Source organism: Clostridium grantii DSM 8605 (genome assembly GCF_900129965.1).
GTDB lineage: Bacteria > Bacillota > Clostridia > Clostridiales > Clostridiaceae > Clostridium_AF > Clostridium_AF grantii.
In genome coordinates this window covers 239,256-254,972 of record NZ_FQXM01000002.1, presented here as the reverse complement: position 1 = coordinate 254,972, position 15,717 = coordinate 239,256, and the positions used below count along the sequence as shown (strand labels likewise).

Here is a 15,717-nt window from a genome sequence, read left to right as displayed (position 1 = left end):
CTTAAATAATATTTATTAACCAAAAATAAAGCTTACGCAAATGCGAAAGCTTTATTTTTTTGCCTCTCCAAGTATTACATTGACGATATTATCAACGCCCTCTTTAAGAGTACTTTTTTTCATTGCATTATAGTATTCACTTTTATTTTCTATAAGATAAGTAAGTTTTTCTAGTAATAAATTTCCGTTTAATTCTTCTTCTTCTATTACTAAACTATATCCATTTTTCTCAAAGGATTTTGCATTTAATATTTGATCGCCTCTACTAGCTTTTGCTGATAATGGTATTAGAATATTAAGCTTTTTCAAAGCTAAGATTTCAAAAATAGCATTAGCTCCTGCTCTAGATATAAAAATATCAGTTGCTTGCATTAAATGTGGAAGTTCTTCACTTACATATTCAAATTGAACATATCCTGATTTGCCTACAAGTTCACTATTTAAATTCCCTTTGCCACACAAATGAATAATATTATATTTATCTAAAAGCTCATTAATTTTAGAATAAATAGCATTATTAATAACTTTAGAACCTAGGCTTCCACCAATTATCATTATTACAGGCTTATCATCACTAAATTTACAAATTCTTTTACCAATTATTCTACTTCCTTCAAAAAGTTGCTTTCTTATTGGAGTTCCAGTTAATACTGCTTTGTTTTTATCTAACTGTTTTAACGATTCTGGAAAAGTAACACAAATTTTATTGCAAAAGGGTGCTACTATCTTATTAGCAAGACCTGGTGTCATATCGGATTCATGTGCCACAACTGGAATTTTATTCATATATGCTCCTAGCACTACAGGAACAGAAACAAAACCACCTTTTGAAAAAACCACTTTTGGATTAACTTTTTTAAGTATTTTTTTTGCTTGAAAAACTCCTTTAACTACTTTAAAAGGATCTGAAAAATTCTTTATATCAAAATACCTTCTTAATTTTCCACTAACAATGGAATGATACTCAATAGTTTCATTTAGAATAATACCTTTTTCTATTCCATCCTCCGTTCCAATATATTCGATTATATATCCTTGTTCTTTTAATTTAGGAATCAAAGCAAGATTTGGTGTTACGTGTCCTGCTGAGCCTCCACCTGTCATAACAATTTTCTTTTCTTCCAAAAAAACATCCCCTATTATTCAAATTTATCGTCTTTCTAATTTTCTAATATTTAAGCTATCTTGTCAATTATTTTTTAAACCGATATTATGTATTTTTATACCATTTAATTAATTTTTTGCTATAAGGCAAGTATTTTTCTATTAAATGTACAAACTACTATTTGTCCCACTAACCTACTATTTGTCCCACTAACCTACTATAATAATAAACATGATTTGAGTAATACTATTACTGTAACAAAATAAAAAATTAAACAGGAGGAAACACAATGGCTCAAAAATTAGTTCCAGACGCAAAACAAGGATTAAACAAATTCAAAAATGAAATAGCTAGCGAAATGGGAGTTCCTTTCTCAGAATACAACGGAAACTTAACTTCCTCTCAATGCGGTAGCGTAGGCGGAGAAATGGTTAAAAGAATGGTATCACAATACGAAAAAGGCTTAAAATAATTAAATATTAATTACTAGAAAAAGCGGTGAATTTATTATTCACTGCTTTTTTATTTTCGAAATATTAATTTGAAGTTTAGTTACTTTATTACTTTATTTTTATTTTGAATATATTTGTTTTTGTTGGGTACTATAATATAGTGTATATTATGAACAAATTAGTTTCTAGAATATAAATTTCTAATTTACATTATTTTTTCCTTATTTACCATTATGTTAGTATAATATTTATCTCATATTTGGATAAGCTATTATTGTACCAAAATATAAGGAGGCGAAGATATAATGGCTAAAAATTTAGTTCCAGAATCTAAACAAGGATTAAACAGATTTAAAACTGAAGTAGCTAATGAAATTGGAGTACCTTTTACAGATTACAATGGTAACCTAACATCTGCTCAATGTGGTAGTGTTGGTGGAGAAATGGTTAAAAGAATGGTAGCAAAATACGAACAAGAAATAAAATAGGTTCAATTTAATTCAAAAAGGGATATGAAAATCATATCCCTTTTTTATGTTAATCTGAAATCTGTTAATCTTAACTGTTTTGTTTTATTTCCGTTAAACTCATTAATTCCAATAGTAAAAACTATATCTAAATATAAATCATCAGGATTGTACATTGCTTTTTCCCACTGATCACCATAATTTATCTTTAAAATTTCTATAAATTCATCTACTTTATTAAAAGCTATAGCATCTAAAGTATTATTATCATCAATCTTTAAAGTCAATTTTAAAGTATTATTGTTTTTACCTAGTATTCTAATTGCTGTAACAAAAACATTTTTTTCAGCAAAAACCGGCGAAGGATTCCCTTTTCCAAATGGTTCTAAAGAATCTAACATTTCTATAAGTTCAAAAGTTGCTTGCTTTAAATGAATTCTTTTATCTATTTTTATTTTAAATTCTATATCTTTATCACTAAGTTGGCAATTATCTAATAATTGTTTCCTTAGTTCTGGTATATTTTCTTCTAAAAGAGATAATCCCGCTGCCATTGGATGGCCTCCAAATTTATTGATAACGTCTTTACATTTTAGCAATTCCTCAAACATATTATACTCATCAATAGATCTACCTGATCCCTTAGGCATATCTTTTCCACCAGTTAAAATAATGGTAGGTAAATTATATTTTTCTCTAACTTTTCCTGCCACAATTCCTGCTATACTTTCATGAAGATCTTTTTTGTATACTACTATAACTCTATCATTTTTTAATGTGGAATTCTCTATATCTTCAATAATTTCTTCCACATATTTATTTGTCATATCTTGTCTAATTTTATTTAAACTACTAAGTTTTTCTGCTAACTGCATTGCTTTATCCATATCACTAGCTAAAAGTAGTTCTACTGATATATTAGCTGTATCTAGTCTTCCAGTAGCATTTATACAAGGCCCAATCATAAATCCTATATGATAAGATTTAATTGTTTTATCTTTTAATCCCAACTCCTGTATTAAAGCTTGCAATCCCATATTATTAGTATTATTAATAAGTCTTAAAGCATTTTTCGCTATTATTCTATTTTCATCTAATAAATCCACTACATCACAAATTGTTCCAATACCTGCAATTTCTATTAATTCATTTAACTCTTCTTCTTCAATGCCCAACTTTTCATATAATACTGTGGCAAATTTTAATGCAATACCAGCTCCACATAACAATTTAAAAGGATACGTACAATCCTTCTGTTTTGGATTAATTATAGCATCTGCCTCTGGAAGAATATATTCCCTTACATTCTCATCTTTTTCTATAAACCTTAGTTCATGGTGGTCAGTTATTATCACTGTCATACCTAAAGATTTAGCATATTCAACTTCTTCTATAGCACTAATACCATTATCACAAGTTAAAATTATTTCAACACCTTTTTCATATAAGGTTTTTATTCTTTCACAACTCATACCATACCCTTCATGTTCTCTATCGGGTATATAATAATCCACATTAGCATCTAATTTTGATAAAGCTTTGTATAGTATTGTGGTACTCGTAACTCCGTCAGCATCATAGTCACCATACACAACAATGCTTGTTCCCTCATCTATAGCTTCTAATATGATGTCCGTACCTAAATCCATATCTTTCATCATATAAGGATCATACATATGTTTTAAAGAGGCTGCTAGATAGTTATTAGCTTGTTCAGCATTATTTATACCTCTTGTTGCCAAAATTTTCGAAAGTATTTTATCTATTTTTGCGTTTTTTGATAAATCTTCAACATCAACGCTTGTAACTTTCATTCTCCATTGGTTTTTCAAATTATCACCTTCTCCACAATGATTATAACATATTTTTTTTAGGTTTTAAAATTTTATCTTTAGGGATGTTTTTAAGATTTCTTCATTTTAAAAATGAATACCTATCAAAAATTATCAAAAAATATATTTTTTAAACTAAAAATAACCCTTAGTTAGTTCTAAGGGTTACTCATAAAAATATTTATTTACATTTATATTTGTTTTGTATTTTAAATTCTAAAGTGCTTCTACTATTTCAGTAAAGATTACACCTAACGCCATTGCTCCTGCATCTGGATGAGATAAACTTCTTTCTCCAACATAAGTTGCACGGCCTTTTGATGCCACCATTTCTTTAGTTTTTTCAGCGCCTTCTCTTGCAGCAGCTGCACCTTTTTTCATGGCTTCTAACATATCTTCTCCTGCTTCAGCACTCTCTTTTAATGCCATTACAGTAGGGATTAATGCATCTAATAAAGTTTTATCTCCAAGTTGAGCTTTACCTCTTTTTTGAATTGCATCTACTGCGCTTTGCATAAGTTCTGCAAATTCAGCTAAAGTAACTTCTTCTTTACCTTTTGCATATTTTCCTGCGCCTCTGAATGCAGATCCCCATATTGGGCCTGATGCTCCTCCACAATGTTCAGTGATTATCATTCCACTATCTTTTAAGAAAGCACCAATGTCATTTTTTGAAAGATCTTCCCATTCAGCTTTTAAAACTTTAAATCCTTTTGCAACAGACATTCCAAAATCTCCATCTCCTGCAATTGAATCTAGTTCACAGAAATAAACCTCATTTTTTATTATTATGTCAGCCATATGATCTACAATTTTAATCATACCCTCAGTATTAATTCTATCCATATTAATTCTCCTTTCATTCCCTACTATATCCCTTGATATTTTATCCTAGCATCTAAATGCTAATGCATCGGATGGTGCATCTACTAATTCTTTTAATTCATCATCCAATTTTAGCATAGTAACAGATGCTCCTGCCATATCTATTGCTGTCATGTAATTTCCTACAAATGTTCTATATGCTTTTATTCCAGCTTTATCAAGTTCCTTATTTACTGAATTGTTAAGAACATATAATTCTTGTAATGGAGTAGCTCCTAATCCATTAATCATTAAAGCAACTTCATCTCCTTCAACAAAAGGAAGATCTTCCATTAATTTAGCTACCATTTTTTCTGCTAATTCATCAGCAGAAATTAATTTTTCTTTAGCTATTCCTGGCTCACCATGAATACCTACTCCAAATTCCATTTCATCTTCATTCAAAGAAAATGTTGGAGTTCCTTTAGCTGGAACTGTACATGATGTTAAAGCAAAACCTATAGTTCTAACATTAGCGATTGTTTTCTCTGCTACTGCTTTAACTTCTTCAAGTAAAGCTCCTTTTTCTGCAAGAGCACCGGCAATTTTTTCAACAAAAACTGTTCCTGCAACTCCTCTTCTACCTACTGTATATAAACTATCTTTAACTGCTACATCATCATTAACATAAACTTTTGCTACTATGATATCATCGTCTTCTTCAGCCATTTCAGCAGCGGCTTCAAAGTTCATTACATCTCCAGAATAATTTTTAATGATTAATAATGTTCCTTTATTTGACTCTGTCTCCGTAATAGCATTATAAACTTGAATAGTTGAAGGAGATGCAAATACGTCACCACAAACTGCTACATCTAGCATACCTTTACCAACAAATCCTGCATGAGCTGGTTCGTGTCCGCTTCCTCCACCACATATTAAAGTTACTTTATCTTTGTTAAGTTCTTTTCTAGTAATTATTTTATGTTTTTTATTAAACTTTAATTTATCAGGATGTGCTTTTATCATTCCTTCGCACATTTCAATAACTAAATTTTCTGGTGTATTAAGTATCTTTTTCATTATTTACCTCCAAGTTGGTCTGCCGCTAATATTGCTGCATAAACATCTTCTGCTGTTACAGGGAAAGGCATGTTATGGATAGTTTCACCTTCAGCTGTAGCTGCTTCAGCAACAGCCATAATTTTTTCAGAAGTAACTTCTGTGATTCCTAAATCTTTTAAGCATGTAGGTAATCCTACAGATTTACAATAATCTAATACTAAGTTTAATTCTTCACTTGCAGCATTTTCAAGTACAAGGTGAACAATTACTCCAAATGCAACTTTTTCACCATGGAAGAATTTATGTGTTTCTTCAAGAACTGTTAAACCATTGTGAACAGCATGTGCAGCTGCAAGTCCGCTACTTTCAAAACCAAGTCCACTTAATAAGATATTTGCTTCAACTATATTTTCAAGAGCTGGTGTAACAACATTTGCATCAGAAGCTGCTTTGGCTTTAATTGAATCTTCTAATAATGTTTCATAGCATAATTTTGCTGCAGCAATTGCTAGTTTTGTGCTTTTTCCACCTGGAATATTATCAGCAAAAGCTCTTTCGCATGATCTAGCTTCAAAATATGTTGAAAGCGCATCTCCCATACCTGCTACTAAGAATCTAGTTGGAGCTTTAGCAATTATTCCTGTATCAACTAAAACCAAATTTGGATTTTGTTTGAAGAACATGTACTCTTCAAATTCTCCACCTTCTGTATAAATAACAGCTAAACTACTACATGGAGCATCTGTTGATGCTATTGTTGGAACAATAATTACTGGAACGTTTTCAAAATGTGATGCTGCTTTTGCTGTATCAAGAGCTTTTCCGCCACCAAGTCCTATTATTACTTCGCAATTATTTTCAACACAAACTTTTCTTAATCTTTCAATTTCTTTTTTTGTACATTCTGCATTAAAGTCTCCATAAACCAAATTATAAGATTCTCTTTTTAATGATTCATCTAGAAATCCTTGCACTCTTGCTTGGTCTTCACTAGAAGCTACTAGTAAAGCATTTTTACCAAAATCCTTTACATATGTACCTAAATTACATAATTCCCCATTACCTTGTAGATATTTTGATGGTGATATCAATACTTTTTTCATATTATCAATCTCCTTTATATAATAGTTTTTTTAATTACTTTTTTACCAGATAATAAGTAACCTAACTACTAAATATTCCACAAAATTAAACGTATACATATCTATTAATAAAAATAAAAGTTTTCAATCAATAGATTTATTATACTTTTTAACTATTAAATAATTTTAGCTTTCTACTAGGTTATTATCTCTGTTTGAATTAATTATAATACATATAAATTATTTTTTCTCCCTATTAAGTTACCCAATTAGTGAAATATTTAATAGTAATTTATTATCTTTTTAAAGAAAATCGTATTTTTCAGCATAATCCATAGTAATTTTTAGCACTTTCTCTGAAAAGGTTAACAAATTACCACTGCACTAAAAAAAATTAAATTTCACGAAATTAAAAACAGTACGCTTATTACTACGTACTGTTTTGTGTATATTTAATAAAATTTAATTAAATAAGTTTTTTCTATAAACTGCTGGTGTAACTCCTTCACTTTTCTTAAAGATTTTAATAAAATATCCACAATCATCAAAAGCTAAATTTAAAGATATATTAATTATTGGAATATCTGTGGTTTGAAGCAATTCTTTTGCTTTATCTATTTTCACTTTGTTCACGTAGTCAGTGAAACTTTCACCTATTTCTCGCTTAAATAATTTACTAAAATAACTTGTACTAATATTACAATGTGAGGCCATATTATTTAAAGTTATTTTTTCACCATAATTTTCTTTTATATACTCTAATGCTGGTTTTAAAATGCTATTTTTCATTTTAACTTTTGATGAAACTTGTTCATCCAATATTTGCTCTGGAATTTCCTCATTTTCCATAGGTTTATCCCAATAATAATAGATACGATTATTTATCTTATTGATATCTTTTTTCTCCGCAAAAGACATATTATTTTCACTTTGAATAAAGGAGGACTTTTCATTTAGTTCTATTAAAGATGTTTTAACTACAGCTTCCTCTAAAATATAATTAGTTATATGCATCATCATATTTGCTACATCTTGTATTTTTTCTAATGACATATGGTGCAATTGATCATATAAAATTCTAAACTCTTTTTCAATTTCAAAATTGACCCCATTATTTTGAGTATTAACAATAACCTCAAGATTATTCTTTTTTTTGTTATCCTTCAACAAAACTTGACCCGCCATCACTGCTCCTAAAAATTGTCCATCCACTATAATAGGTATTGCAAAATCTACTATTCCTATGTGGCAAACATAAATATAGGGTTTTTGAATTCTTGCAGCTTCTAGCCCACCTCTAGAATCGCACTTTTCGCAAAGTGAACTGTACTGAGGATGTTTTCTAATTCCATCACAAAATTTACTGCAATTACTATGTTTTGTAATAGGAACACCTTTATAGTCAACTGTTACTATTGCCATATCTGTAGCTTTTGAAATACCATCTTGAATATTTTGAAATCTATCTATATCTAGTATATACTTCAAATTAAGCAAGTTACTGTTCAAAAAATTTCCCCCCAACGTTTACATCTCATATTAAACCTTATTTAATTATATCATACTTCTGTTTTTTAATTAATAACAACTCTTACTTGTTTATTAAAATATATCCCTATGTTATAATTCTATTTGGAGGTGATATACTTGGATAAATTATTATTTGGTATTTCTGGTTTACCTATTGGTGAAAACCAACAAAAATTTGTATACAAAACAGGAATTAGTTATCTTAAATCAATAAATCTTGATGCCATGGAACTACCCTTTGTAAGATCCGTTAATATAACAGATAAAAATTATAAAGGAGTCCTAGATAGTAAGCTTGAAAATGATTTTTACTTATCTGCTCATGGTTCATACTATATAAATTTAAATTCTGATGAAGAAGAAAAAATCGAAAAATCCAAGGAAAGAATTATACAAGGTGCTTTAGCTCTTGAAAAAGTTAAAGGAAAAAGCTTAGTATTTCATCCTGGTTTTTATTTAAAGGATTCAAAAGAAGAAAGCTTTACTACAATAAAAAAAGAATTAAGTGAATTGCCTGACCTAGGTTTAAAATATAGATTAGAAACCACTGGTAAGCCTACTCAATTCGGAAATTTAGAAGAAATTGTGAATTTGAGTAAAGAGATTCCAACTTGTGCTCCTTGTATAGATTTTTCTCACTTACATGCTAGAGAAAATGGAATTTTAAAACACTACGATGATTTTGCAAGAATTTTAGATTTTATAGGCACACAATTAGGTGAAGAATCATTGTTTGATATGCATATTCATATGTCTGGAATAAATTATACTTTAAAAGGAGAAAGAAATCATCTTCCTTTTGAAGAAAGTGATTTTAATTATAAAGCTTGTTTAAAAGCTCTTTTTGATTTCAAGGCAAAAGGCTGTGTTATCTGTGAAAGTCCAATGCTTGAAAAAGATGCTCTTAAACTAAAAGAATACTATACTAGTCTTTAGGAGAATTTTATGAGTAAAAAAATATTTAAAGGTAGCGTCATGCTTAACCCCGTACCTGCGGTTTTAGTTACATCAACGGATGGAAATGGTAACAACAATGTTTTCACTGTAGCTTGGGCCGGTACAATATGTACAAAACCACCTATGCTTTCCATAAGCATTAGACCAGAAAGATTGTCATATGACTATATAAAAGCAACTGAAGAATTTGTTATAAATATTCCTTCCTCAAAAATGGTAAAAGAACTGGATTATTGTGGGGTTCGCTCTGGAAGAAAAGAAGATAAAATTAAAAATATGAATTTCCAATTAAATGAAAGTTCTACTGTTTCGGTACCTTATATTGATCAATGTCCTATTTCTTTGGAATGTAAGGTAAAAGAAATTTTACCACTTGGTAGTCATCATATGTTTTTAGCTGAAGTTCTTAGCTGTAATGTAGAAGAATCATTAATAGATTCTAAAGAAAAAATCCACTTTGAAAAAGCAGACTTAATTTGTTATTCTCATGGAGAGTACTTTAGAGTTCCCGAAAAACCAATAGGTTCCTTTGGTTTTTCTGTAAGAAAGAAAAAGAAATCAAAAAAATAAAGTGCCTAATTAAGGCACTTTTATTTTTATTTGATTTCCACTACAACATAACCAAAATCTTCAACTTCAGCTTTCATTTTTCCATCTTCTAAGTTATTACCTTTAACAAAAGCAGTTTTATTTTCTAAGCTAACCTCTACACTTTCTACTCCCTCAATATCCATCAAAGCATTCTTTACATGACTAACACAATGATTGCATGACATTCCTTCAATTATTAATGTTTTTTCCATTCTTTATTCCTCCATTTTTTATAAATTTATTTTGAAATTCTTCAATCTTAATGCATTTAACAAAACTGATAAAGAACTAAAACTCATAGCTGCTGCTGCTATCATAGGACTAAGCTTAGGTCCACCAAATAAAGTTAAAACTCCTGCCGCAACCGGAATACCTATTATATTATATCCAAAAGCCCAAAATAGATTTTGTTTGATATTAGTAATTGTTGCTTTACTTAATTGTATTGCTCCAACTACATCAACTATATCATCCTTCATTAAAACTACATCTGCTGATTCCATAGCTATATCTGTTCCTGAGCCAATGGCAATTCCTACATCTGCTTGTGCTAAAGCTGGAGCATCATTTATTCCATCTCCTACCATGGCCACAAGTTTGCCTTCTTCTTGTAGTTTCTTTACATACTCTGATTTATCCTGTGGCATTACATCAGCAAAAACTTTACTAATACCTACTTGTTTTGCAATTGCTTCAGCAGTTTTCTTGTTATCTCCAGTAATCATAACAGTTTCTACATTCATCTTTTTAAGTTTTTCTATGGCCAGTTTACTATTTTCCTTTAATGTATCTGCAACCGCTATAATTCCTTTGTACTGCTTATTTACTGATACATACATTGGAGTTTTACCTTCATCCGCCAATTTATCAGCTTCAGTTTCAAAATCACTGATATCAATAGCTAAATGTTGCATAAATCTTTTATTTCCAATATAAACTTCATCATCTTTTATCTTAGCTTCTATGCCCATACCTGCATGACTTAAAAATTCATCAACTTTTTGTAGAGATACTTCTAAATTTTCCGCTTCTTTTACTATAGATTCGCCAAGGGGATGTTCTGATGCTTTTTCAGCCGAAGCCACTAAAGATAATAAATCCTCTTTAGAAATATCATGAGTGATAATATCTGTAACCTTTGGTTTTCCTTTTGTTAAAGTCCCTGTTTTGTCAAAAACAATTGCATTTATTTTATAACTATTTTCTAAAGCTTCTCCGCTTTTTATTAATATACCATTTTCCGCTCCTTTTCCAGAGCCTACCATTATAGCAGTTGGAGTTGCCAATCCTAATGCACATGGGCAAGCAATAACTAAAACTGCAATGAAAATTGTTAAAGAAAAAATAGTATCTTTTCCAGATATATACCAAGCTAACGCTGATAAAGTAGCAATAGCCATAACTATTGGAACAAAGTAACCTGAAATAACATCTGCCAATCTTGCAATAGGCGCTTTAGATCCTTGTGCACTTTCAACTAACTCAATAATACTAGATAAAAATGTATCTTTACCTACCTTTGTAGCCTTAAATTTTAACATACCATTTTTATTCATAGTTGCTCCAAAAACCTGGGACCCTGTAACTTTTTCTACGGGAATACTTTCTCCTGTAAGCATTGATTCGTCTACTGATGAACTTCCTTCAATAACTTCTCCATCTACTGGAATTTTCTCACCAGGTCGAACTAGTATAACATCATTTACTTCAACTTCTTCAATAAGTATAATGATTTCTTTACCGTCTTTTATTAATGTAGCATTTTTAGGACTTAATCCAATAAGTTTTTTAATAGCCTCTGATGTTTTTCCTTTTGTTTTTGATTCTAAGTATTTACCTAATAAAATCAAAGTAATTATTGTAGCTCCAGATTCAAAATATAAATCCTTTGCATATTCTAAATTATTTTCAGCGATTTGATATATTGCAAAAAGTCCATAAAGTACTGCTGCCGATGTTCCTATTGCAATAAGTGAATCCATATTAGGGTTTCTTCTCATAATATTTTTAAATCCATTTTGAAAAAACTTCTTTCCTGCTATTAAAGAAGGAATCACTAATACTAATTGAATCAAAGCAAAATTCAAGGGATTATGATGAGGATCTAATATCATTGGTAATGGCATACCCACCATGTGACCCATAGATATTAACAATAAAGGAATGGTAACCCCTGCGGATATAAGAAAGTTTCTCCATATAACATTCTGCTCTAACATCTTTCTATCAATATTCTCACTATTTTCAACTTTTTCTTCAATAACTTCATAACCAGCTTTCTTAACTGCTTCCTTAATCATAGATAATCTTACTTTTCCGCTATCATATTCCACAAATAATTTTTCTGTAGCAAAATTAACCTCTGATTTTTCAACTCCTTCTAGCTTTGAAGTAGCTTTTTCCACCGCTTTAGCACAAACTGCACAAGTCATACCTTTAATGCCTAAAGTAGTTTTATTAATTTCTTTATCTTCTTCTGCTGAGTAACCAGCTTTTTCAATAGCTTTAACTATTTCATCCAAGGAAGTTTCATTTTCATTGTAATTTACAAATAATTTTTCTGAAGCGAAATTTAAGCTTGCACTTTCCATCCCCTTTATCCCATTAGCCGTTTTTTCAACAACTCTGGCACAAACAGCACAAGTCATTCCACCAATTCTTAATGTTTTTTCCATTGTTTTTTCCTCCTTACTTAGTCAATTTATCTAATAATTTCATAACTTCTTCTATTTTTTCTTCACCAGAATCATGTTGAAAAGCCTCTTTAACGCAATGAGTCATATGTTGTTTAATTATCAGCGAGTTTGCTTTCTTTAATAAAGCTTGTGCCGCAATTATTTGATTTGAAATATCCACACAATATCGTTCATCATCAATCATTTTTATAATGCCCTCAATTTGTCCTTTAGCAGTCTTTAAATATTTTTGTGCATTCTTTTTTTCTTGATTCATCTTACCTCCCCACCCCCCAGGGGTGTTCTTTAATTATATCTTAATCTATATATACCCGAAAGTCAATAAACTTATAAAAAAATAACTACAATAAAAAAAGATTTAAACCATCTATTTTAAAATTCTATGGTTTAAATCTTAGGTTTATTATTTTATGTTTACATTGGTTCTATTATCTGTATAGAAGGATTTTCTAAAACTTTCTGTGTAACTTCTATAATATCTTCGCCAGTGATATTTTCATCATTAAATATTTTTGTAATGCCTCTTGTACTATTAAACATAATTTCACTTATATTAATTCTTATGGTAAGTCTAATAGACATTTCATTATTAATTGCGTTTTTCAGTTCCAAAGACTTCTTTGTTTTTTCTATTTGTTCTTGAGAAAAAAAGTATTTACCTTCCTTCACATCACAAATACATTTATTAATTATTTCAATAACTTTAGTAATATTTTCTTTCCCTGTTCCAGCTTTAATTATTAGATTCTTAATTCCCTTTTCAAACTTTACTAATGATGAAATATCATATGCAAGTCCTCTTTTAGTTCTTATTTCTTCATAAAGAATACTATCTACAGCCTGACCAAATCTTTCATTAAATATTCTTAAAATTCTTTCTTCCTTTAGCGTTAACCCTTCAATATGAAATAAGTATTGAATTTTAGCACCAGTTAAACCTACTTTTTTTTGTTTATAAACTGACGCTTTGCTCACTTGATCTTGAGTTTTAATTAAAGGACAATAATCTGAATTTGCTTTCCAGCTTGATAAGTGTTTTTCTATTATAGTCCTGGTTTCTTCTAAATTCAAATTTGTTATGATGGTCAAAACACAATTACCTGGAACATAATTTTTATCATAAAATTTCTTCATTTTCTCTATAGTTATGTTATTAATAAATGCTTCATTCCCTATTATGGGATATTTCAATCTGTGATTTCTATAGGAATTAAAATAAAGTTCATCTTCACAATATTGGTATGCATCATCTTTCCATTCTTTTAATTCCTCACAAATCACCTTTATTTCCTGGGAAAAGCCTTCCTCTGAAAAAAGTGGGTTCATTAATATATCAGAAAATACTTTAATGCCTTCTTCAGTATCTTCTTTTAAACAGCTACCATAATAAATTACATAAGGATAATTTGTCATAGCATTAGTAAATCCAAAAATTTCAGACATTTTTTCATTAATTTGTTCTTCGCTATAGTTTTTAGTTCCTTTGTATAAATAATGCTCAACTGCATGAGCAATACCTATTTCATTCTCATCTTCTGAAAAAGCACCTGCTTCTAATCCAAAACAAAAGGATGTAATATTAGAATCACTTTTTTTATAATTAATTCTTAATTTATTTTTTAACTTTAAACTAATCATTATATTTTAACCAACCTAATGATCTATTAACCGCACGATGCCATTGGGCTAACATCTGTTGTCTATTTTCTGTTTCTAAACTTGGTTTAAAAATTCTATCCATTGTCCAATTTTGTGAAAGTTCTTCTTTATCTTTCCAATATCCTACTGCTAAACCGGCTAGATAAGCAGCTCCTAAAGCTGTAGTTTCTACAACTTTAGGTCTTTCAACAGGTATCTTAAGTAAAGATGCTTGGAATTGCATCAAAAAATTATTTGATGCTCCTCCCCCATCAACTTTCAAGGATTCCAACTCAATACCCGAATCCTCAGACATTGCAACCAAAACATCATATGTTTGATACGCCATAGATTCAACCGCTGCTCTTATTATATGTTCTTTTCTAGTTCCTCTAGTTAAACCCATCATTGTACCTCTTGCATAAGCATCCCAGTAAGGCGCCCCAATTCCAACAAATGCAGGTACTAGATAAACTCCATTAGTATCATCCACAGACTCACAATATTTTTCAGATTCAGGTGCAGTTTCTATCAGGGTTAGCTCATCTCTCAACCATTGAATAACAGCCCCACCCACAAACACACTACCTTCTAAAGCATAATCAACTTCTTTTGATGTGCTAGCTGCAATAGTTGTTAGTAATCCATGCTTTGATTTTACAGGACGACTTCCCGTGTTCATCAATAAAAAACATCCAGTTCCAAATGTGTTTTTAGCCATACCTTCTTTAAAGCAAGTTTGACCAAATAAAGCTGCTTGTTGATCGCCCGCATCACCAGCAATTTTTATATTTTCCCCAAATATTTTTTTGTCAGTTTCTCCATAAATACAACTTGAGGGTTTAACTTCTGGTAACATAGAAATTGGAATATTCATTTCGGATAGTAGCTCTTTATCCCACTCTAATTTATGTATATTATAAATCATTGTCCTAGAGGCATTGGTATGATCAGTTATGTGTACTTTTCCTTTAGTCAAATTCCAGATAAGCCATGTATCAATAGTCCCACATAATAATTCTTCCTTTTCTGCTTGTTCACGAGCCCTTTCAACATTTTCTAATATCCAATTAATTTTACTACCAGAAAAATATGCATCTATTACTAATCCTGTTTTTTCTTTAACCTTTTCATCAGAAATCTTTTCCCTTAAATTATCACAATATTCTGCAGTTCTTCTACACTGCCAAACAATAGCATTATAAATGGGTTTTCCTGTGTTTTTATTCCATACCACAATTGTTTCTCGTTGATTTGTTATTCCAATACTAGCAATTTCATTTGCTGTGGCATTAACTTTATTTAAAGCCTCTTTAGCAAGGTTTAATATTTCTGTCCAAATCTCAATTGGGTCATGTTCTACCCAGCCAGCCTTTGGATAAATTTGATTTACTTCCTTCTGTGTTATGGCAACTACTTCTCCAGAATGATTAAATAAAATGCATCTTGAACTTGATGTGCCTTGGTCTAAAGCCATAATATACTTTTCCATATAAAA

13 protein-coding genes and 1 pseudogene are annotated in these 15,717 nt (G+C 30.1%); 4 read left to right on the top strand and 10 right to left on the bottom strand.

Features of this window, described 5'->3' with window-relative positions; genetic code table 11:
* Positions 1–51: 51 nt before the first annotated feature.
* A complete protein-coding gene (locus BUB83_RS01105) occupies positions 52–1,104 on the bottom strand; it encodes an undecaprenyldiphospho-muramoylpentapeptide beta-N-acetylglucosaminyltransferase (RefSeq protein ID WP_073336509.1) in 1,053 nt (350 codons plus the stop codon).
* A gap of 290 nt (positions 1,105–1,394) precedes the next feature.
* Between BUB83_RS01105 and BUB83_RS01100 the strand changes: the two genes are divergently transcribed.
* On the top strand, positions 1,395–1,577 hold the full coding sequence (locus tag BUB83_RS01100) for an alpha/beta-type small acid-soluble spore protein (RefSeq protein ID WP_073336114.1): 183 nt from the start codon (positions 1,395–1,397) through the stop codon (positions 1,575–1,577).
* Between the two features lie 285 nt (positions 1,578–1,862).
* Positions 1,863–2,045 (top strand): alpha/beta-type small acid-soluble spore protein, encoded by a 183-nt coding sequence (locus BUB83_RS01095; RefSeq protein WP_073336112.1) that lies wholly within the window; start codon positions 1,863–1,865, stop codon positions 2,043–2,045.
* 44 nt (positions 2,046–2,089) lie between these two features.
* Here the strand turns inward: BUB83_RS01095 and recJ are convergent, their stop codons facing one another.
* The 4 genes and pseudogenes from recJ to BUB83_RS01070 all read right to left on the bottom strand — a co-directional run bounded on the left by recJ (position 2,090) and on the right by BUB83_RS01070 (position 8,316).
* On the bottom strand, positions 2,090–3,856 hold the full coding sequence (recJ, locus tag BUB83_RS01090; protein ID WP_073336110.1) for a single-stranded-DNA-specific exonuclease RecJ: 1,767 nt from the start codon (positions 3,854–3,856) through the stop codon (positions 2,090–2,092).
* 216 nt (positions 3,857–4,072) lie between these two features.
* Positions 4,073–5,743 (bottom strand): annotated as a pseudogene (gene dhaK / locus BUB83_RS22350) (dihydroxyacetone kinase subunit DhaK).
* Positions 5,743–6,828, bottom strand: a complete 1,086-nt coding sequence (locus tag BUB83_RS01075; RefSeq protein ID WP_073336104.1) for a glycerol dehydrogenase — start codon at positions 6,826–6,828, stop codon at positions 5,743–5,745. The pseudogene dhaK and the gene BUB83_RS01075 overlap by 1 nt, the downstream one beginning before the upstream one ends.
* A 441-nt stretch (positions 6,829–7,269) precedes the next feature.
* Complete coding sequence (locus BUB83_RS01070; protein ID WP_073336102.1) at positions 7,270–8,316, bottom strand: PocR ligand-binding domain-containing protein; 1,047 nt, start codon at positions 8,314–8,316, stop codon at positions 7,270–7,272.
* Between the two features lie 138 nt (positions 8,317–8,454).
* Between BUB83_RS01070 and BUB83_RS01065 the strand changes: the two genes are divergently transcribed.
* Both BUB83_RS01065 and BUB83_RS01060 read left to right on the top strand, forming a co-directional pair.
* Positions 8,455–9,273, top strand: coding sequence for a TIM barrel protein (locus BUB83_RS01065; protein WP_073336100.1), 819 nt, complete (start codon positions 8,455–8,457; stop codon positions 9,271–9,273).
* Between the two features lie 9 nt (positions 9,274–9,282).
* Positions 9,283–9,864: a flavin reductase family protein gene (locus BUB83_RS01060; RefSeq protein WP_073336098.1), complete on the top strand. Its 582-nt coding sequence runs from the start codon at positions 9,283–9,285 to the stop codon at positions 9,862–9,864.
* Positions 9,865–9,890: 26 nt separating this feature from the next.
* Here BUB83_RS01060 and BUB83_RS01055 read toward each other — a convergent pair whose 3' ends face one another.
* From BUB83_RS01055 to glpK, 5 genes are all read right to left on the bottom strand, one after another.
* Positions 9,891–10,097, bottom strand: coding sequence for a heavy-metal-associated domain-containing protein (locus tag BUB83_RS01055; RefSeq protein WP_073336096.1), 207 nt, complete (start codon positions 10,095–10,097; stop codon positions 9,891–9,893).
* Positions 10,098–10,115: 18 nt separating this feature from the next.
* The gene (locus BUB83_RS01050; RefSeq protein WP_073336094.1) at positions 10,116–12,560 is read right to left on the bottom strand and encodes a heavy metal translocating P-type ATPase; all 2,445 of its coding nucleotides are present in this window, start codon (positions 12,558–12,560) and stop codon (positions 10,116–10,118) included.
* A gap of 13 nt (positions 12,561–12,573) precedes the next feature.
* Entirely contained in the window at positions 12,574–12,837 is a 264-nt protein-coding gene (locus tag BUB83_RS01045) for a metal-sensing transcriptional repressor (protein ID WP_073336092.1), read from the bottom strand.
* A gap of 158 nt (positions 12,838–12,995) precedes the next feature.
* On the bottom strand, positions 12,996–14,219 hold the full coding sequence (locus BUB83_RS01040) for a M16 family metallopeptidase (RefSeq protein ID WP_073336090.1): 1,224 nt from the start codon (positions 14,217–14,219) through the stop codon (positions 12,996–12,998).
* The gene (gene glpK, locus BUB83_RS01035; RefSeq protein WP_073336088.1) at positions 14,212–15,711 is read right to left on the bottom strand and encodes a glycerol kinase GlpK; all 1,500 of its coding nucleotides are present in this window, start codon (positions 15,709–15,711) and stop codon (positions 14,212–14,214) included. The genes BUB83_RS01040 and glpK overlap by 8 nt, the downstream gene beginning before the upstream one ends.
* Positions 15,712–15,717: the final 6 nt, after the last annotated feature.